The sequence below is a fragment of the Cohnella sp. LGH genome (genome assembly GCF_017671885.1).
In the GTDB taxonomy this organism is placed as follows: domain Bacteria; phylum Bacillota; class Bacilli; order Paenibacillales; family Paenibacillaceae; genus Cohnella; species Cohnella phaseoli.
Genome location: NZ_CP072117.1, coordinates 3,410,381 through 3,429,686 on the forward strand (window position 1 = coordinate 3,410,381; position 19,306 = coordinate 3,429,686).

At 54.9% G+C, this 19,306-nt stretch carries 19 protein-coding genes and 1 pseudogene; 10 read left to right on the forward strand and 10 right to left on the reverse strand.

Annotated elements, in window-relative coordinates; all coding sequences use genetic code 11:
- Positions 1-131 precede the first annotated feature (131 nt).
- The 4 genes from J4772_RS14515 to J4772_RS14530 are packed head-to-tail and all read left to right on the forward strand — an operon-like array spanning position 132 to position 4,237.
- Positions 132-1,703: a spore germination protein gene (locus tag J4772_RS14515; RefSeq protein ID WP_209075769.1), complete on the forward strand. Its 1,572-nt coding sequence runs from the start codon at positions 132-134 to the stop codon at positions 1,701-1,703.
- Positions 1,700-2,869 carry a Ger(x)C family spore germination protein gene (locus tag J4772_RS14520; RefSeq protein WP_116064130.1) on the forward strand — a complete coding sequence of 390 codons (1,170 nt, stop codon included), beginning with the start codon at positions 1,700-1,702 and terminating at the stop codon, positions 2,867-2,869. Before J4772_RS14515 ends, J4772_RS14520 begins: the two co-directional genes overlap by 4 nt.
- A gap of 2 nt (positions 2,870-2,871) precedes the next feature.
- Positions 2,872-3,114: a hypothetical protein gene (locus J4772_RS14525; protein ID WP_209075770.1), complete on the forward strand. Its 243-nt coding sequence runs from the start codon at positions 2,872-2,874 to the stop codon at positions 3,112-3,114.
- Between the two features lie 25 nt (positions 3,115-3,139).
- Positions 3,140-4,237 (forward strand): GerAB/ArcD/ProY family transporter, encoded by a 1,098-nt coding sequence (locus J4772_RS14530; RefSeq protein WP_209075771.1) that lies wholly within the window; start codon positions 3,140-3,142, stop codon positions 4,235-4,237.
- A gap of 23 nt (positions 4,238-4,260) precedes the next feature.
- Here the strand turns inward: J4772_RS14530 and abc-f are convergent, their stop codons facing one another.
- The 4 genes from abc-f to J4772_RS14545 all read right to left on the reverse strand — a co-directional run bounded on the left by abc-f (position 4,261) and on the right by J4772_RS14545 (position 8,026).
- Positions 4,261-5,739: a ribosomal protection-like ABC-F family protein gene (gene abc-f / locus J4772_RS14535; protein WP_209075772.1), complete on the reverse strand. Its 1,479-nt coding sequence runs from the start codon at positions 5,737-5,739 to the stop codon at positions 4,261-4,263.
- A gap of 320 nt (positions 5,740-6,059) precedes the next feature.
- Positions 6,060-6,365: a hypothetical protein gene (locus J4772_RS14540; RefSeq protein ID WP_116064134.1), complete on the reverse strand. Its 306-nt coding sequence runs from the start codon at positions 6,363-6,365 to the stop codon at positions 6,060-6,062.
- Between the two features lie 14 nt (positions 6,366-6,379).
- Positions 6,380-6,511 carry a hypothetical protein gene (locus J4772_RS37345; protein ID WP_256442719.1) on the reverse strand — a complete coding sequence of 44 codons (132 nt, stop codon included), beginning with the start codon at positions 6,509-6,511 and terminating at the stop codon, positions 6,380-6,382.
- 177 nt (positions 6,512-6,688) lie between these two features.
- Positions 6,689-8,026, reverse strand: a complete 1,338-nt coding sequence (locus J4772_RS14545) for an ABC transporter substrate-binding protein (protein WP_209075773.1) — start codon at positions 8,024-8,026, stop codon at positions 6,689-6,691.
- Positions 8,027-8,191: 165 nt separating this feature from the next.
- Between J4772_RS14545 and J4772_RS14550 the strand changes: the two genes are divergently transcribed.
- Together J4772_RS14550 and J4772_RS14555 are read left to right on the forward strand one after the other, a co-directional pair.
- Entirely contained in the window at positions 8,192-9,115 is a 924-nt protein-coding gene (locus tag J4772_RS14550; RefSeq protein WP_209075774.1) for an ABC transporter permease subunit, read from the forward strand.
- Positions 9,112-10,029 (forward strand): ABC transporter permease, encoded by a 918-nt coding sequence (locus tag J4772_RS14555; RefSeq protein ID WP_209075775.1) that lies wholly within the window; start codon positions 9,112-9,114, stop codon positions 10,027-10,029. Before J4772_RS14550 ends, J4772_RS14555 begins: the two co-directional genes overlap by 4 nt.
- Positions 10,030-10,124: 95 nt before the next feature.
- On the opposite strand, the gene J4772_RS14560 is transcribed toward J4772_RS14555, so the two are convergent.
- The 4 genes and pseudogenes from J4772_RS14560 to J4772_RS14580 all read right to left on the reverse strand — a co-directional run bounded on the left by J4772_RS14560 (position 10,125) and on the right by J4772_RS14580 (position 15,079).
- The gene (locus J4772_RS14560; protein WP_209075776.1) at positions 10,125-10,928 is read right to left on the reverse strand and encodes a Nif3-like dinuclear metal center hexameric protein; all 804 of its coding nucleotides are present in this window, start codon (positions 10,926-10,928) and stop codon (positions 10,125-10,127) included.
- Positions 10,929-11,417: 489 nt separating this feature from the next.
- Positions 11,418-12,569, reverse strand: a complete 1,152-nt coding sequence (locus tag J4772_RS14570) for a family 8 glycosyl hydrolase (protein WP_209075777.1) — start codon at positions 12,567-12,569, stop codon at positions 11,418-11,420.
- 140 nt (positions 12,570-12,709) lie between these two features.
- Positions 12,710-12,898, reverse strand: a pseudogene (locus J4772_RS14575) (helix-turn-helix domain-containing protein); the annotation flags it as partial.
- A gap of 72 nt (positions 12,899-12,970) precedes the next feature.
- Entirely contained in the window at positions 12,971-15,079 is a 2,109-nt protein-coding gene (locus J4772_RS14580; RefSeq protein WP_209075778.1) for a glycoside hydrolase family 52 protein, read from the reverse strand.
- A 159-nt stretch (positions 15,080-15,238) separates the two neighbouring features.
- Here J4772_RS14580 and J4772_RS14585 point away from each other — a divergent pair, with 159 nt between their 5' ends.
- Positions 15,239-16,156 carry an AraC family transcriptional regulator gene (locus J4772_RS14585; protein WP_209075779.1) on the forward strand — a complete coding sequence of 306 codons (918 nt, stop codon included), beginning with the start codon at positions 15,239-15,241 and terminating at the stop codon, positions 16,154-16,156.
- Here J4772_RS14585 and J4772_RS14590 read toward each other — a convergent pair.
- Positions 16,117-16,779 carry a response regulator gene (locus tag J4772_RS14590; protein WP_209075780.1) on the reverse strand — a complete coding sequence of 221 codons (663 nt, stop codon included), beginning with the start codon at positions 16,777-16,779 and terminating at the stop codon, positions 16,117-16,119. The two genes, J4772_RS14585 and J4772_RS14590, sit on opposite strands and share 40 nt — an antisense overlap.
- A 209-nt stretch (positions 16,780-16,988) precedes the next feature.
- Between J4772_RS14590 and J4772_RS14595 the strand changes: the two genes are divergently transcribed.
- The 3 genes from J4772_RS14595 to J4772_RS14605 are packed head-to-tail and all read left to right on the forward strand — an operon-like array spanning position 16,989 to position 18,421.
- Positions 16,989-17,351, forward strand: coding sequence for a c-type cytochrome (locus tag J4772_RS14595; protein WP_209075781.1), 363 nt, complete (start codon positions 16,989-16,991; stop codon positions 17,349-17,351).
- 21 nt (positions 17,352-17,372) lie between these two features.
- Entirely contained in the window at positions 17,373-17,792 is a 420-nt protein-coding gene (locus J4772_RS14600; protein WP_209075782.1) for a disulfide oxidoreductase, read from the forward strand.
- A gap of 17 nt (positions 17,793-17,809) precedes the next feature.
- On the forward strand, positions 17,810-18,421 hold the full coding sequence (locus J4772_RS14605; RefSeq protein WP_209075783.1) for an SCO family protein: 612 nt from the start codon (positions 17,810-17,812) through the stop codon (positions 18,419-18,421).
- Between the two features lie 71 nt (positions 18,422-18,492).
- Here the strand turns inward: J4772_RS14605 and J4772_RS14610 are convergent, their stop codons facing one another.
- Positions 18,493-19,245: an HAD-IIB family hydrolase gene (locus J4772_RS14610; protein ID WP_209075784.1), complete on the reverse strand. Its 753-nt coding sequence runs from the start codon at positions 19,243-19,245 to the stop codon at positions 18,493-18,495.
- Between the last annotated feature and the right edge of the window lie 61 nt (positions 19,246-19,306).

Genomic DNA, 19,306 nt, shown 5'->3' on the forward strand with positions numbered 1-19,306 from the left:
CAAAACTTCGCCTCCTCCGCCTTCCTTCTGCCGCTTCTCCTTATGACCAGTCCAAAAATTGTATATTTCCCCTGCCAATCGGACAACTTAATTACGCTATTGTCATCCTTTTCCTGTAGAGGCGGGCGCATATGAGGAAAAATCCGACTTATCGACAAGCGACTTCCGGCATACCGCCCCAACCCGAGACTCCGTCTTCTACTTCCCACGCCGAGCCGATTCCCGCTCTGCTCCCGGACAGCCTGCGGCGAATGAAAGAAACTTTTGCCGGTTGCGGCGATCTGGAAGTGACGGCATGGCAGTATGGACCGAAGCTGCAGCAATCGGCTTTTTCGGTTTATTTTCAGACGCTTGCCCGCTCCGACCGTCGCAGCTTTCTTAGAGAGACGCTGCAAAACCTCGTATTTCACGACATCGGCCCGGCCACAGAAGTCACTGTGGAGGAGGTCGCCCATTTTTACGAGCATCGCGGCGCTTCCGCTTCGTCCGCCGAGCTTCTCGCTACTGTGGGGGAAGCGGTACGCGGCGCGTTGGACGGGAAAGTCGTTATTTTTTTCGACGGGTGGAACAAAGCGCTTGCCTACGACGCCCTTCATCTTGAACAACGCCAACCGTCGGAGGCGATCACCGAGCCGAGCGTGCAAGGCCCGCATGTGAGCACGATCGAAAATCTCGATCGCAATGTCGGCGTTCTGCGTTCTCTGCTGAAGTCGCCCAATTTGAAATTCGAATTTGTCACCGCCGGAGAGCAGAGCAACAGGAAGATTGCTTACGGCTACTTGTCCGGAAGCGTCAAGGAGGAGACGCTGGCCGAGTTCAAGCGCCGAATCGCCGATGTGGGTCAGGCGGAAATCCTCGAAACCTCTTATTTGGAGGAATGGATCGAGGATTCCAGCTATTCGCCGTTTCCGCAGGTACGTTATACAGAACGGCCGGATACCGCCGTGTCCGCGCTGCTCGACGGCAAAATTATCGCGCTGGTAAACGGAAGCCCGTCCATTCTCATCTGTCCGGGCATTTTCCTGGAATTTTTCGTGACCAGCGAAGATTATTACTATCGCACGGTGTTCTCGTCGCTCATCCGCTTCCTGAGGATGTTCGCGTTCATCATAGCGTTGATGCTTCCGAGCACCTATATCGCCTTGTCCACCTTTCATTCGGAGCTTATCCCGACGGTACTGCTGCTGGCGATTCTGAATACGCGGGAAGGCATTCCGTTCCCTGCGCTTGTCGAAGCGCTCATCATGGAATTTTTCTTCGAGCTGCTCCGGGAAGCCGGCATTCGCCTGCCTCGTCCGATCGGCTCTGCCGTAAGCATCGTCGGCGCCCTTGTCATCGGCCAGGCAGCTATTCAATCGCAGATCGCTTCGCCGGTCATGGTCATAGTCGTAGCCCTTACGGGAATCGCGTCGTTCGCGCTTCCGCAATACAATATGGCGATCGCCATCCGGATTTTGCGGTTTCCGCTTATGCTTCTGGCTGCAACGTTTGGCGGACTCGGCATTATGGTCGGCTTTCTTCTCATCTATTTGCATCTGTCACAGCTGCGATCGCTCGGCCAGCCGTACTTGGCCTCGTTCGGACCGCTGGACATCAGCCGCCTCAGGGATTCGCTGATCGTATTCCCGCGTCTCGTGCTTCTGCGATCGCCGCGTAACCGACATTTGCGCCGCGGCGGCCCGAAGGGAAAACAACGAGCATGAGGCCGCTCTTCTCCATCGCCGCCGCCCTGTTGTTACTCTTGTTGACGGCAGGCTGCTGGGACAATCACGAGCTGGACGAATACGGTTACGTCCAGGCTGTAGCGATTGATCACGGTGAAGACGGCCTGCTTCAGCTTACGACGCTATTCTACAATCCGTCGAGCAAAATGGGAATGGGAGAGGAAGTCAAGGCTGCGCAGAAGGGCATCAACATCAGCACGAGCGGAAAGACGCTGTTCGAAGCTATTCGCGACGTTCCCATGAAGTTCGGCCGCAAAGCGAAATGGGATCATATGCGCGTTATTTTGATCGGAGAACAGCTCGCGCGGTCGCAAAATATCCGGGAAATTCTCGATTATTTCTCTCGGGATCATGAGCCGCGAGGAACGGTACTGCCGCTTATTGCCGAAGGACGAGCCGGAGACTATTTGAAGATCCCTCCCTATATCGAGCAAACCGTAGGCCAGCAGTACAAAAAGATGGAAACAAACGGCTCTCTTTATTCTGCCAAAACAACGAGCATTCCGTTGTACGAGTTGGCCATTCACCTGAAAAGCCCTTCGCGAGCCTCGGACATTCCGTTTATTCATAAGAGCGATTCCGGCCGCACCGCGACCATTTCCAAAATTGCCATGGTCAAAGATAGCAAACTGGTGACCGTTCTGGAGGAGAAAGATTCGGAAGCCTACTTGATGCTGACGGACCGGTACAAAAGCGGAATAGTGGAGTTTCCTTGTTTAGGCGCCGCCAAGGCCGAAATTAACGACAAGGAGTCGGTCGAGGTCATTTCGCTGGTCAGTACGATCGTTCCGCACATTGAGGACGACGAGGTAACGGTCGACATCGACGTGCGGATTAAGGCGATGATCGGCGAGCTGCGGTGCTCGCATCTGAAATCGGCGGCGGACACGAGGAAATTCGAAAGCAGAATCGCCGAACGGGTCGAGGAGCGAATGGCGCACGCCCTCTCCCAGCTTCAGAGGAACCAAGTCGACGTTATCGGAATCGGCAACCGGCTCTATCGAAAAAGCCCGAAGCTATGGAAGCGTCTGGAGCCTTCCTGGGACGAATTGTTCGCCCGGAGCCGCTTTCGGATCAAAGTGCAAGTGGAAGTCATCAGCACCGGCATGAATGTCGGAACGCCCTTCGGGCAAAAGGAGGATTAACCGTGTTCGAAAAGCTCGTTTGCCTGCTCGCGTTGGCCGCCGGAATGCTCATTGCCGATCTTCCCAAGCTCGGCGGAACGGGCAGAGGCGAACGACTCCTGTACGGTGCGCTATGTGCGGTAGTTTTGTATCTTGCCGTTATTTTCGTAACGGATGCGCCGTTGCCCAACCTGGACATGCTGTTCGACCGGTTCCAGCGACCTGCCGAACTGCTCGTCCGGCGACTCAACCCGGCGCAATCCTAATCGAACAAGGTAAGGCGGAGAGGCTATGGATAAGTTGGAACGGATCAACTCGGTTCAAATGACGATGCTGTTCCTGTTTTTTATGACGGGCTCGTCCATCGTCATCATTCCCGCGCCTTTGACGAACGTCGCCGGCAACGGAGGCTGGATCGCTCTCTTGATCGCCCTCGCCATGGGCATGCTTCTTCTGGCGTGCGTCCTGTATTTGTTCCGCCGGTTTCCGGAGCAATCGATGATCGAATACAGCCGACTGCTAATTGGACGCGCCGCGACCGCATTGCTGTTCATCCCGTTTACCTGCGTCATGTTCTGGCATGTCGCGGGCATCGTGATCGAAATCGGTCTATTTTTCAAAAGCACGATGCTCAAGGAAACGCCGACTTACGCGGTAAATTCCTTGCTGTTCGCCACCATCGCCCTGACCGTTCGCGCAGGCATCGAAGCGATCGCCAGAATGGTAGCCGTACTGCTCGTGCTGATGTTCGGCTTCATTATTCTCGTATGCGTCCTGGTCGGCAATCTGTATCATCCGGAATATCTTCTTCCCCTCATGCCGGAGGGCATCGGCCCGGTCCTTAACGCCGCATATATCGCCTACGGCTTTCCCTATTCCGAGCTGGTGGCGTTCGCGATGATCCTGCCCTGCGTATGGACCAAGGACAAGCCCTCCGTCTCCAAGCATCTGTTCCTCGGTCTTGCGATCAACGGCGCAACCTTAATCCTCTCGATCGTGTGCAGTATTATGGTGCTGGGCCCGTTGTCGGGAGACCTCAAATATTCGCTTTACCAGCTATCACGGCTTATTTTTATTCAGGAAATTATCGAACGCATTGAATCCGTCATCGGCTTCTCGCTTATCGTCGGTTTTTATTTCAAGGCCTCCATCCTGCTTCACATTTTGATGCGAACGGTAACGCAGCTGTTGGGACTGAAGGACGAACGCATTCTCGTGTTTCCCGTATCGTTCGTCTGCCTGCTTCTGTCGATTACGACCTATACCAATGAAGCGTCGATGGAAGAACTCGTTAACCTCACCTGGCCGCTGATCAACAATCTCGCCTACGTCGGTCCGCTTCTGCTGATGACCGGAGTCGCCTTATTCCGCAGACGGATGGCGAAATGACTCTGTCCACTCGTTGGCGTCGCTTATAAACGCACCACCTGAGTCGCAATATTGTCGCAAAACTCCCTGTCGTGCTCCACGAACAGCAGCGTAGGCGAGTGCTCGAGCAGCAGCTCTTCGATCTGCATGCGCGAGATGACATCCACGAAGTTAAGCGGTTCGTCCCATACGTGCAGGTGCGCCTGTTCGCTCAAGCTTCTGGCGATCAGCACCTTTTTCTTCTGCCCCCCGCTGTAAGCGGAAATGTCCTTGTCGAACTGGACTCGGGCAAAATCAAGCTTGCGCAAAATCGACTTGAACAGACTCTCGTCTATGCCGAAGCTTCGCGCATAGTCCGTCAAGTTGCCCCGCAAATGCGAAGTATCCTGCGAAACGTAAGAGATTTTCAGTTGGCTGCCCGTTCTGACCGCGCCTTCATAATCGATTTGCTCTCCGCAAACCAGCTTGAGAATGCTCGATTTGCCCGAGCCGTTCGCTCCGATCAACGCGATTCTGTCCCCCTGCTCGACCGCAAAGCTGACGTCCTCGCATACCCGCCTGTCGCCGTAGCGGATCGATACGCGGTCCAACTCGACGAGCCTACTCTTATGATAAGCAAGCTGAGCAAGCTTTAGATGCTCTGAGCTTTCGATATTTTTAAGCAGCTTTGACTTTTCGTCGATCGCTTCCTGCTGCCTGCGTTCCATCGATTTGGAGCGCTTCATCATTTTTGCGGCCTTATGGCCGATATAGCCTCTGTCTACGAAAAAATCGGCGTTCTTAATGCCGGTTTTTGATTTCTCCACCTCGTCCGACCACTTGCCGGTCCGTTTGGCCGCATCGGACAGACGCTTAATGTCCTTTTTCAGCTTATCGTTCTCGGCCAGCTCGAAATTGTCCTGGCGCTGCTTGTTATCCCACCAGTCGGAGAAGGTCCCGCGCTGTATCTCGATGTTCGTCTTATTGATCGACAAAATATGGTCCACGCAGTTGTCGAGAAAAGCTCTGTCGTGCGAAACGAGGATAAAGCCTTTCTTGGCTTTCAAGTAATCGCTGACGATTTGTCTGCCGTTCAGATCCAAATGGTTTGTCGGCTCGTCGATTAGCAGGAAGCTATTTTCCTTAAGAAACAGCGCGGCGAGCAGCACCTTCGTCTGTTCTCCGTTGGAAAGGGAATCGAACGGCCTATACAACGCGTCATCGGTCATCTTAAGCAACGAAAGCTCGCGCGACAGCTGCCAATATTCGTAATCCGGCAAAATTTCGTCTATGACGTCCAGCGTATTGCTCGACCTGTTGCGTACGGGGAACGGAAAGTATTCAAAATCGACGTTGGCATGAATCGTTCCTTCGAATTCGTATTTCCCGAGCAGCAGTTTGAGGAAGGTCGTCTTTCCTCTGCCGTTTCTTCCCGTGAATCCCAGCTTCCAATCGGTATCGATCTGAAAGCTGACGTTGTCGAAAATGTTATCGTAGCTGCCTTCGTAGGCAAACGTTAGATTTTTAACATGAATTAATGACATAAAATATATCCCTCCGTATAAATAATAAAGCCGCAAGAAAATTATCTTCTCGCGGCTCGTTTCATACGGCAAATCCAATCCCTATTTATAGGAACTGGATAAGAATATGGGCGAAACAGCTAAGAGAAGGTAATTTTCTTGCATAACAAAACAGGCGAAATGTACGCTTTGCTGTTTTATTAGCAAGAAAAATCACATTCTCTCATTCATCCCCAATACCTGAAATTAAATTAGAAGTATTTTAGCATACTGCCCAAACGTTTTCAACAATCTCGGCCAAAACGTATTGGAAAGTCGGAGATATACCCACTGGGGGCCTCTTATTCCAGGTTCATCTGGGAAATATGTTTTTTCGTCTCATCGGTTCCGACCTCTTGAAGCTTATTATAGACTTCGCGAAGATAATAATCGTAACCGTCGTTTTCTTGGTCATGATGGTATGGAATTCCGGGTATGAGATTCCTAAAACCGCTTGCATTATCGAAGCTTTCCATCTCCTCGAACAGTTCAAGAAGCTGTCGTACGTCTTCAGGCTCAGCTTCAATTTCAAGCTCGTACGCTGCATCCCCTTGATTGGGCAATATCGTTTTCGCCTGAACGGACACATAATATTTTTGCTTGCTCATGTCTATTCCTCCGTTTAGGACTCCGTGATAAAAATCCAGACCATGGCGATGACGATCGTAAGCACAGGGATTACGACGTAGAGAAGAAAGATCGGATTGGCGAGGACCGGATGCTTTACTTGGGTCAAGCTTGCATCTTTATCCATTTCGCCGGCTTTTCGCTGTTGATTTCGAAGTATGACGATCGACCCCACTAGGCCGTAAATGCAAGCTGCTGCTCCCAAGATCCCCAATAAGGCATACACTTTGCTTGCCCCCTTTATACGGACTGTCTTATCTAGTCTGTCCGCACCTTTCCTTAACCATTCAAATGAGTGGCTGCGTCATTTCATCTTGGCCTTCGCCTCGACCAACAGCGCGCCCCCGTCTTCGCGCATCGCTGCGATCGCTTCGTCCAGCGTCTTCTGTCCTGCTCCTGCGGCAGCTAGCTCGCTTGCGATCAACTGTACCAAATCGATCCTCACTCTCGGCTCGAAGGCCACGAACTCATCGGTTGCGTTCGCGATTGGATCGAGTTTATACAACGCCGAGATGTCCCGTTTCGACGGCGATCGGATGTATTCGGTTCTGCTGAATAAGAAATCGCTGCTCGCGTTGCTTCTAATTTGAGCGAACTCCGAGGAATTGGCATACTTGACGAACTCCCATGCCGCACGAGGATTGGCGGACTGGCTGCTGATCACGAATGCCGGACCAAGCTCGTAGACGCTGCTCTGCGTGCGATTGCGCGCATCGACCGGAGCGGAGACGACCGCCCAATCTAAGGAGGAGTTGTCTACCTGTCGCAGGTAAAAGTGATCCCGATAGGTCATGGCCGATTTCCCCATCAGGAAACGGTCGTCCTCCTCAAATCGGGTGCGCTTCGCCGTCTCTTCAGGTGTAGGCACATAGTAGGCCCCCGACCGCACGACGCTTACGATCGATTCGAATGTCCGCCTCCAGGAATCCCCGTCCAGCCCGACCGCCGTGCCCGACGAATCGAGAATTTTCTTGTTTTGGGACATCAGACTGTACAAGACGTCCGCTAACGGCGGAGCAAACCCGTCCAGCGAAAACCCGTATATCCGCTCGTCCCCGGCTCCGTCAGCCGGAAACCGCCGGGCCAAATCGAATATTTCCTCCCAGGTCATCGAATCGGTTGGCGGCTCTACCCCGTATTTCCGGAACATCTCGGCATTATAGTAGATCCCGAAGCTTCTGAAATTCGGGGACAAACCGTACAGCTTGCCGTCCCCTTCCTCCCGAAGCTTCGACAGAACCGCAGGCATGTACCTGTCCAAATCGAATTGCTGCTGCTTGATGATCGGGTCCAGCTCCAGCAACCTTCCTTCCTCGACAAGCCACCGATGCTTATCGACGAATAGAATATCCGGCTTGTTCGCATCGATATACCGGTTGTACAGCTCCGTAACCGAAAGCGACGGGTCCGAACCGACGGGAAGTCCGATGACTTCGAATTCAACGTTCGGATATTGGCTCCGGAACAGGGTCCCGTATTCTTCATGGAACGATTGCTCGTCCCAATACATTACCTTTAATACCGCCTGCTCGTCCTTCTCGAACTTCTTCCATTCCCCTCCCCCGTCGGGCTTTGAAGCGCAGCCTGCAGACAGAAGCGCCAAGGCCGTCGCGGCGATCAACGTCATGCTTCTCTTTTTCAACGGCATCCACCCCCGAATTAGCCTTGCAATGCCTCCATTTTATTACTTGCGCGTCGAAAATACAGCGTATGGGGGAGCAGTCCGTTGATTATTGTAAAAAATCGTGCAAATGTATCGGGTTCTGCAAAATCCGCTTCTCATGTCCTTTATCCGAAGCTATACTAGATGAATCAAAACGAGAAAAAGGATGCGGAATTCGGCATGCTCAGGGTTGTCAAAACCGCGATGGTCGTTCCCGTCGCCCTCGCGTTCATACTTGCCGTCTCCCTGCTTCCTTTGCTGCTGCAAATGGACGGCGACGGAGGCCCGCTCAGGCTGCAATGGTCGCAAAGCTTTGCGGCCCTAAGCGATTACTTCTCCGGGCTGGGTTCGGGCGACTCCTTCCGCTTCGTATCGGGCAAGTACGAATACTCCTTCTGGGATCGGATCGGAGTCTCCTTCCAAGTATCGTTATTTTATATTTTCTTCGGCAGCTTGATCGGCATGACGCTCGGCCTGCTCATCGGCGTCTACTTTGCTCTCTCCAGAGTCGAATGGCTTAAGAGAATCGTCGAGCTATTCGGCGCTTTGCCGGATTTTGTCCTGATTTTGCTGCTGCAGTTCTCCGTTGTTTTTATCGCCTCGAAAACCGGACTTGTCGTGTTCCAGGTTGCCAGCTTGTCCACCGACGATCCCGCGATCGCGCTTCCGCTTTTCTCCGCCGCTCTCATCCCGGCCAACTACATGATCCGCAACGTGGCGGTGCAAATGAGGCTTACGCTAAGCGAAGATTATATCGGCTTTGCAAAAGCGCGCGGACTGGGCAAAATGCGCATCGTTTTTTATCACGCCCTGCCTAACGTCCTGCCTTTCTTCAAGGCGGATCTGCACAAGCTGCTCGGCATTTTGATGGGCAACATGTTCATCCTGGAGTACTTGTATAATCTGAACGGGGTTGGCATGTTTCTGTTCTCGGACGCCATCGGCTTCGGCGGCTATCAATATGCGCTGGTCGTTAATGGATTAATGACATCAATTGTTCTGTACGCCATTGTATACGGATTGATAAGGCTCTATCTATGGGGATGGGAGAAGGTGATCTCCCGATGAACAAAAGCTTAACAATCGGACTTGCGATTATTGTCCTGATGACGCTGGGAGCTCTGCTTGGCGGATACCTTTCTCCCCATGACCTGCAAGACCAACTGAAAATCGAATATATCGTGGACGATCAAGGCAAAGGAACGGTTATCGCTCCACCGGCCCCGCCCGGCCAACGATACCCATTCGGGACGGACAAGTACGGCTACGACCTGCTGACCAAGCTGCTCGACGGAGCAAAGTACACGCTGTTCCTCTCCTTCGGGATCGGGTTCGCGCGCGTATTCATCGGCGGTCTGATCGGCATGCTGCTCGGCTACTTCCGCGAACGCCAACCCGAGAAACAACCGACAGACTCCTGGAAAGCGCTCAACGGCATCCCGATCTTTCTGATCACATGGCTGCTGCTAATCGGCATTTCGATCAATTCCGCCCTTTCCCCGCCGCAGCTTTCTCTGCTGTTGGCGTTCGTACTGACGGCGGTCGGCATCCCTTCCGTCCTGTCGACAATTAAGGATAAAACGATCGTTCTTCGCGAGCGGCCTTACGTGCTTGCCAGCGAATCTCTCGGCGCCGGCCATTGGACCATCGTTCGTTCCCACTTGTTCCCGTTTCTGAAGGAGAGCTTTCTGATTTTGATCGTGCAGGAAATCGTACTCGTACTGACGCTGTTCGGCCAGCTGGCGATTTTTAATCTGTTCGTAGGCGGCACGACGATGTACATGGATCCTCCCGAATACCACAGCCGCACCAACGAATGGGCTGGCCTGATCGGACAGGCGCGAGGCTTCCTTTACACGAAGCAATGGATCCTGTTCATTCCTCTGGCGGCTTACGTTCTGCTTATTATGGGCTTTCAACTGATCTCCAACGGCCTTCAGCAGCGGTACAACCGGATTTACGCCAAGCCTCCTCATCTATAACTCGCATTAAGGGACGGACGTCCAACAAACGCAAAAAAGGATGCCCCCGGTCATGGTGACCGTGAGACATCCTGCTTGCTTTATTGCTTTTTCTGTTAGAGGCTGCGCAACGCCGGAGCAACTGGGCAGAAACTAACCGGCACGCCCGGAAAGAGCGCTTGGAGTCGCTCTGTCAGCAGTTTCATGCCCGGTTGCTCGCTCTCCAGATGGCCCAATGCAATAATGGCGCCTCTCCCGCCCATTTCGGCCAGGTCCCGCACATACTCGGGTGTCTCCCATTCCGGTCCTTCGCCGTACAGGACGAGGTCCGCGCCATAGCGGTCAAACAATGGAATGGCCAGCTTTCCACCCCCTCGATAGCCGACAAGCAAACCGATCCTCAAGCAGTCGACCTTCAGGTTCCCGGCCACGCGAACCCGGTCCAGACCAAGCCGCTGCTTGACATGCCTGACGACCTGCACTCCGGTCATCGGCTCCGAAAGCTCGATCAGCGAAGCGGCCGGCAGGTGCTGGGCAACACAGCGTTGCCACCCGAGCTCGCGAATCAGCCCCTCCGTAATGAGGTCCAGGTGGCAGCGGTGCAGTGTGTCGTGGCAGCGATAGATCGCCAAGCCGCTTCGCGCTATTCGGCGCCTCTTCTCCTCGTAGAACGCGGCGCAAGCAAGCCAAGCTGCCGGATCGTTCTCATGGGAATAGAAAGCCCCTTCATGAACAATGAGCAGGCTCGCGCCCGAGTCTGCTGCCTCCTGCATCGCGCCAATCGTTGCTGTGAACGCCACGGCGATTCCTCGCACCGCCGTCGCAGGCTCTCCGGCCAACAACCGGTCCGCTTCTCCGATCGACGCGCCGCCCCATTCCGCCAGCGCGTCGACGACGTCCCGGACGGTCAACTCCGTCATCCTCAGCCCCCCTTTACTTGATCCGCCTTCTTGCCTCGTTCCTTGCTCAAGTCCGTGCACATCCCTTCCACAATTCCTGACCGCATCCTCCCTACGGTTAATAGATCGTGCGACCATGTCGGTCCGGGATGACGGATTGCGGTAGAAATAAGCGTTCACCACGTTTCGCCACTCGCAGGCATGCTCCTCCTGATGGACGAGCGTTCTCTCACGCTGCGAAATACGGGCTTGACGATCCGGTCCCGCGGGGAATCCCAAAGCTGCAGCAGCTCGTCCGGACAACTCTCGGGAGATTCGTAAATGTCGCAATTGGGTGAATGATACTGTCCGGTATACCCCGTGCCGGAACCTAACGTCCGCTCCGCATCACTGGCGAATCGCCGATCACGGACAGACGCGAGCAGCGCCGCTCGTAAGCTTTCCTCAATCGGTCATCGGCAATAAACTTATAGTTCAACCAACAATCGTAGCCGTTCCCTATCGTGTTTCTCATGATCTCGGATGCCAAATTCGGAATGACCCGCTTAATGCGAGCATGGCGAACAGATACAGGCAATTGTCATAATATCGTCTGTCTCCCGTTCGCACGGGGGTATTCCAGAACAGTTCGACGCAGGCTCTGGCAAACTCGCCTTCAGGATTGGCGAGCGAAGCCATCGCATTGGTCGCGATCAGGCCGACGGGGTGCAGCGATTTCTCTTCGAACGGCTCTCCCGAAATCGTATATCTGCGGTAATCCTTAGGATGCTTGTCGGAGAAAAATTGCTGAATCCTCCGGGCTTCCTCGCGCATCCACTCCGTCGCCCCGAACCATTCCGCATCCAGTCCGACGTTGGCGGCGACCCGGTACGAGTCGCTGAAGTAATGACCGTAGCCGCGCTCGTCGTTCGGCATACCGTCATAATAAGCATACTCGGGAGCCAATCCCGTCTCCGGATGACAGGCAAGCTTTAAGTATTTCCGGCTCGCCGCGGCCGCTTCCGTCCAGAAAACTCGATCCTCCTCGTTCGCCCACAGCGCAAACAATTCATAGAAATGAGGTAGATGATAGGACGGGTCCGTGTACTCGCAGTTCGGCACGAACTTGATCAGCTTATTGTGCCGATTCCACATCGAATGGCCAATTCCGTCCTCGCCTTTGTGAACGCATACGCTCAGCAGCTCGCGCGCCTTGGCCCCGTAATCAAGCGGAGGCGCGCCGTCTCCCCATCTGTGCGAGGCGAAAAAAAGCCCCAGCGCGAAATATTCCTCGCCGTCGGGAGCCGGGCCGTGCGAACGCTTCGTTCCGTCGGGCTCGCACGACCAGGCGAAATAGCCCGCATTTTCTCCCTCGTCCATGTACATATGCTTGTACGTCCATTTCCACAGCCGGTCGAACACGTCGCGCCGGTCAAGCTGCACAGCCATCATCATTCCGTAAGACATGCCTTCCGTTCTGACGTCGAGGTTCCCGGTATCCAGCATATAGCCCATATCTTCGCCAGCAGGATAATAGATCCGGGTCTCCTCGCGGTCGCCGAATAACTGCTCCCAACCTAACGCCAGCCTGTCCGCTATTTCCTTCTCATCATAACCGTACTCCGCCAGCAAATTGCGGTATTTTCCCGAATGATAAGCGCCTGAGCTCGCTATGTTATCCATCAATCTTTTACGCCTCCCAATGTCCTTATCGAAGTATCATTGCGGGAACGGTATGCCGTAATAACCCGATGACTTGCATGATCGTCGTCATTGCAGAACCGAAGTCGGCGACAGCATTTTGTTCAGCCCCCGCGCGTTGTTCATGGCGATGCCTGTTTTTCTATCACGAAATAATCCGAGTTGCCGAAGCCGACGTTAGCCGCTGTCTCATAAACTTTGCGGTCCGTCTGCCTGAGCTGTCTTTTCGCTTCGGGTATGCGGATCTGCAGCAAATGCTCATTGAAGTAGACGCCGTACGTTTTTTTGAACAGCTGGCCAGCGGATGGAGGAGCGAGGCGCTTTCTTGGCCTTGACGTGTCTGAAATTGACCTCGCTCCTTCCGCTCCTCCCCTCGCCAGCCTCTATTCTTCCAGCCAAAGGACGCTGGTTACGCCTCTCGGATAAAACTTGCTGCCGATGATATTCCCGGCGAGAATCTGATCGCTCCAGCTCCAATAAGACAGCTCGGGATGCGTCAGCCAGCTTACGTGCGCTTTGTCGGCTGCGATGCCGCCGTCGCCGAAATCGACGCCCATAATGCGGCGGGCGATAAACTGGCATAAATAAATTTTGCTGAGCCAAGAGTTATCGCTGGTCGACGACAGTTTCCAGCCCCCGTCCGGGAACAGGCAGGCGCCGCTCGAGAACACGTGATCCAGATGCGTCCGCAGCGCCTGCAAGTAGGGCGCGTAACGCCCATTCCGGTCCAGCGCCTCCTCGTTCCCCGTCATGTAAGGGAAAATCAACCCTTCAATCGCCGGAATGATCTTAGAGTCGTTGCCTTCGCCGATGACCGCCGGAATATAGCCCTGTTCGTTGAGCTGCGCGGCGATCGTGGATGCGCACCTCTCCGCTTGACTTCCGGCCATCACGGCCAGATCCGGCTTCCCGAAGCGAGCGAACAGCTTCTCCATCGCGACATAGGCCGCCCAGCACTTGCCGGCCATGTACAGATTATTTCGAGACTGCCCGAGCGACACGTCGAGGCTGTCGTACGTCGTAATCTCGGCCCCGCCCATCGTGCGGGAGCTGTCCAGCCCCATCAGTCCGTTGCGCTTGTCCGAATCGGGATGATCCCGGTTGAGCATGCTTTGGAAGCAGGCCTCTAGCAGACCTGATTTTCCCTGCAGCCATTCCCGGTCTCCGGAACGCTCGTCGTACACTGCGGCGCATAGAATCCAGTTGACGAGCTGCTCATGCGTCATATGCGAGAAGCAACCGTCGATGCCGTACATTTCGTAGGAAGAATACGACGGGCGCGAAAAGACATTGCCGACGCCCATGTCGTGCGTAAAGCTGATCCCTCCGGGATGAAGCTTGCTTTCTCCGGGGAAACGGGTTTGGTCTTCGTAACTGTAGCGATCGACGAACTGATCGAGCACGTTGCGAACCGTCCACGGGTTCAGCTTCATCTCGAAAAACAGCTGATCCACAGTCAGATCGAACGTATTCATCATCCGGTATTCGCCCTCGTTGACGACCCAAAGCGGCTTGCCGTCCTTATCCGCGAGCAGCTGCGTGTTGCCATAGTAGCTGTGGACGGAATGGCGCAGCATAAATTTCTGGCTATCGTTCAGTCCGGAGGCCTCAACCTCCTCATCCGCGGCCGCGCAAGCTTCCGTCAACCGATCGAAATGCGCCAGCGCATAATCGGCGACCTCTTCGATGTTGCGAAACAGCCTCGTATAATAATAGCTCGTCTCCATCCCCGATGTCGCAACGCCACCGCGGTAGAAACAGATCGCGAAGCGGACCGTGCGGATTTCCCCTGCAGGCACGTCCGTAACAATCGCTCCCGTCATCCCGAGTCCGAAAGTCCAGTTTTCCTCCAGCTCGGCGCCAAGAATCCGTTCCATGCCGAAGCCCATCGCCGAGCGCGCCGAGGAGTCGTCGGTTGCAATCGCGGTAATCAGTCCCTGCCCGACTCCCTTCATTTTCCCGTTCGTCGTATCGTCCAGCCGCCGCATGTTCGCGTAAGGGTCGCTGCCCCGGTATCCGAAGAAAGCTCTGCGGTTCTTCGAGCTCTTGCGATTGTCGACGGTCAGCTCGGCGAACACCGCCGGAAGCAGCGCGTCTTTCAGCTCCTCCGGAGAGGCGCGCTCCGGATCCGGAACGGCATGCGCGGGAGAATAGATGCGAAACACGAGGTCCTCCGCTTCCCATGTGTCGGTGCCCAGACGAAGCTCTCGACGAATATCATCGCCGGAATAGGGATAAATACGCGGGCCGGCGGCATCGTCGTCCGCTTCCTTCTCCACGTCATACCTTCTGCTCTCGTCGACAGCGCTTTCGAAAAATGGCAATGAGCGATAAAGCCGCTTGCCGTTCTCCGACTCCACTCCGATGTACACATTATGGTCCGCCGGCTTGCCCAGCTCCAGGCCCAGTCCTCCCGCCGCTCCTTTAAAACCCAAAGTAAAGCTGGCGAAGGCTCCTATAGGCGAATGGTGCGCGTTGTAAAAAAGGTTCATATAATAAGCTCTCTCCTTTGCGGTCGTTATGGCCTATTCCCAAAGTAACACCGCGCCGCGAGACGATCCATGCTCTTTTCTCTCCTTTTATTTACCCAAATCAAGCCGATATTTTGTTAAAATAGAGTTGCTCTATCCTGGCCAAGGGGGGAAAGCGTCATGGAAGACAATTTACGTACGGGAACTAAAAACAGCGTGTCGGAGAGATTCGTTCCCGATCTGCGATCGGCCCACCATATTTCCTTTATGCACGCGCGAGAAGTGAATGCGGACTGGGTTTACCCCTCTCATGAGCATAAACAGTACGAGATCAATTACGTCCTCCGAGGCTGCCAGACGATGATCGTTAACGGTGCGTCCTGCCGGCTAGAGGAAGGCGATTTTGTCCTTATTCGCCCTGGTGACATTCATTCCAGCCGCTCCGGCTCGACCGGCGGGTTTATCTATTTCTGCTTGCATTTCGAGATCGACGATCCGCCGCTCCTCCATCTGCTGGACGCCTTCAGACATTCCGCCAAAGCGGGGGATTCCCCCGAAGGTATCGCCATACGGCCCGCGTTGGACCGGCTGGCCGCCTACGCCGTATCGGACAAATCGTTCGATCTGGCGGTTAGAACCGGCATCCAGGCGGCATTCTACGAGCTGCTGTCCCAGCTTTGTTCGCTGCTGTCCACCGGCGCGGATACGAAGGATGACAGAAGGCCGCCTCACCCGGAGACGGCCCACCGCATCGAATCTCTTATCCATGCCGCAGCCAAGCAGCCGATCTATCACGGTCACTCGGACGGGGAGCGTCCGCTCGTCGGCGCGATCGCCCGCAAGCTCGGCATCAGCGAATCCCACTGCAACCGACTGTTTAAGAGGGTGTACGGCATTTCTCCGCGCCAATACCTGTCGACGATGATCCGTGACGAAGCGCAGCGCCTGCTGCGCGATTCTTCGCTGTCCGTCGATCATATTTCCAGCCTTCTCGGCTACCGCGACATCGCTCATTTCAGTCGCCAGTTCAAGCGCTGGACTGGCGCGTCGCCGCGGGATTACCGATCGGGCTTGCCCCCCATCCAGCCTCGCTCATAAGCATATCTTGCGAGCTGGACGCGATTTTCCAGGTGAAGCTTGTGCAAAATATTTTTCAAATGATTTTTGACCGTATTCTCCGAGATTGTCAGCTCCGATGAAATGTCGCGGTTGGACATTCCTCTGGCGACGAGTCCGAGAATTTCCGTCTCGCGGGCGGTAAGCGGATTCGCAGAAGACTTCGGCCGTTCCGCCGCGGAAAACTCCTTCAAAATTCGAAACGCGAGCTCACGGGTCATCGGCACCTCGTCCACGGCGATCGCGCGCAAATATTCCAACCAGGCTCTGGGGTTCAAGTTTTTGAGCAGATAGCCTTGCGCCCCCTTCTTCAAAGCGTCGAACAGATGGGCGATATCGTCGGACACGGTGACAATGACGATTTTCACGTACGGGTACTTTTCCTTCAGCCGTCTTGTCGCTTCAAGGCCGTCCATGTCCGCCATATGGATGTCCATCAAAATCATGTCGGGCATCCATTGCTCGGTCAACGCAAGCGCCTCTTCTCCGCTCCTCCCTTCGGCCACGATCTGGAACTGCGCATCGCCCCCGAGAATCGTTCGAATCCCTTCCCTAGCCTGTCTGCTGTCATCGACGATCAACACGCGGAACTCTGCTGCGTTCATCGCTGATCCTCCTCGTAATTCTCTCTTAGGCTATTCTACGAAAATCGCCTTCGTTCCAAATGACTCTTGCGAGCTATAAGCGCGGCGAAAATGTGAACTTATTATGTCGGTTGTGGCCAAGCGACGTCCGATGTGACTCTTTAGAGCTATAGCGGGCGGAAAAGACGGTTGTTAAGATGGAGGTGAAAACGAATCGAGGGGGACATCGTATGAGTAAATGGCTCATGGCCAGTCTAGTTGCAATTGCCTGCTTGTTTGGCGTCTACTTGCTCGCGACGGCGCTGCCGAAAAAAGAAGAAGCGGCCGACAAAGGCCCCGCTTTCGTCGTGCCAGAACTTGCCGTAGACGCTGAGACTTCGGAGCAGCTTTATCAAAGTTTGTGTATCTCCTGTCATGGCGATCAGCTTCAAGGAGGCGTCGGGCCAGAGCTCGCGCATATCGGATCGGCAATGACGAAGGAGCAGCTCTACAAGACGATTAAGGAAGGCAGACGAGGCATGCCGGCCTTTGAGAAGCGCCTGACGGAGGACGAGCTGCTTACGATTACAACTTGGCTCGCCTCGCACGAGTGACGGGCCGGGGAGGTGCCGCCCATGCGCATACGGCTTAGCTCCGCCTCCTGGCTGTTCAACGCATGGGCGGTATCGATCTTCGCGACGGCCGGGAGCCTGTACCTGAGCGAGTATTTGCATTTTGCACCGTGCAGTCTGTGCTGGTATCAGCGCATATTCATGTATCCGTTGACAATTCTGCTCGGTATCGCGTCACGGCGCAACCAGAAGCAAATCGTTTCCTACACACTGCCGCTTGTCGCGCTAGGAGCCTGTTTTTCCGTCTACCACATCGCGGTGCAGGAGCTTCCGCACGGACCGGACGGGCCGTTCTGCGGGCCCGTGTCGTGTGCGACCGACGTGCTGAACGCCTTCGGCTTCCTCACCGTGCCGATGCTGGCGCTGGCCGCGTTCGCGATGATTATCGCGTGTCTGCTGCTCGCCCGCCGGGCGGAAAACTAAGGCAAGGGAGTAGAAGTATGAATCCGAAACTAAGAAGCTATCTGTTTCCGAGCTTGCTGGCCGTACTTTTCCTGGGGATCGCCGTCTATATACTAGTCGGATCTCTCGGTTCCGGCTCTTCCCTTCCCGTCGTGCAGGCTGCGCCGAATTTCGAGCTGACGAATGTGGACGGGCAGCAGATCAAGGGGAGCGACAACGCGGGAAAAGTCGTGCTGATGGAATTTATGTTCACCAGCTGCCCCGACATCTGTCCGGTCACCACCTATAAAATGGTGCAGTTGCAGGAGAAGTTGAAGCAGCAGGGCCTATTCGGCGATAAGGTGCGGTTTGTCGCCGTCACATTCGATCCCGAGCGGGACACGCCGGAAGCTTTGCAAAAATACGCTGAGCGCATGGGGATGGATATGAGCGGCTGGCACGTGCTGCGCGGAGAGGAAGCGGCGACGAAGGAGCTTGCCGCACAGTACGGCATCAACGTCGTCAACATGGGCGACGGACAATTCGTGCATAATGTCACTTCGCTTCAATTGATCGACCCCAACCAGCAAATTCGAAGAGTGTACGAGATGGGCGACGGTATGAATAACGAGGAAGTGCTGCAGGATATCGCCGTCCTTTTGGACGAATAAAGAAAAGACTCCGATCCGCCATTCCTGGTCTTCGGAGTCTTTTCACTTGCATCGGCCTATCGTCAATTAGATTAAGCAAACTGGTTGCCGAGCATGCGAATACGCTCGGCAAGCAGCCGTTCGTCGGCCGGAACTTGCTCCGTTGAGAGCGCCTGCAGCTCTTCGTGATCGCCGACGCAGACGGAGCGGAGAGCGTGCCTGAACATGGGCGCGTCGTTCGCGTCGTTGCCGAACGCTACGAACTGCCGAGATTTGACGTTAAGCGCCTGCAGGCCCGTCCACTTGTCCGCTCCTCCCGGACTGACGTCGACGATGCCCTCCGAGCCGTGCCTGTATAGAACGACCGGCAGCCTGCGCAGCTCCTCCGTCAGACCCGCTAAGTCCGAACTGCTTAGGAAAACCGCCTTGACCATCTCCGTTAGTTGTTCCAACGGAAGGCTGCTGGCCAGCCCGTCGGGGTCGAGATGGCGCCGGATTGGATGATCCACTCTGCTCGAGTAGGAGTAGTCCCATGTTCCGTCGACCAAGTAATCTGCGTCGTACCGTCGAATGAGCCGTACGATCGCCTCCGCTGTCGGCGCATCGAAGCGAACTGCGGCAACGATACGCCCTTCCGCCGCCGCGAACGCCCCGTTGCCGCCCACCATCGGATAATGGCGCATATGGCGCGGCAGCACAGGCAGCAAGTCCCGGATCGGTCTTGCCGAGGCAAATACGATGTTATGGCCTTGTTCCGCCAATCCGTCCAAAACTTGAACGATCGGCTCGCTTAACGGCCTCCCCCGAAAACAAATCGTCCCGTCCAAATCGAAAACGAACTGCAACGTTTTCCTCCCCTTTCGCTTTTCCCATCATAGCAGTTTCCTGTATGATAAAAAGGACCGA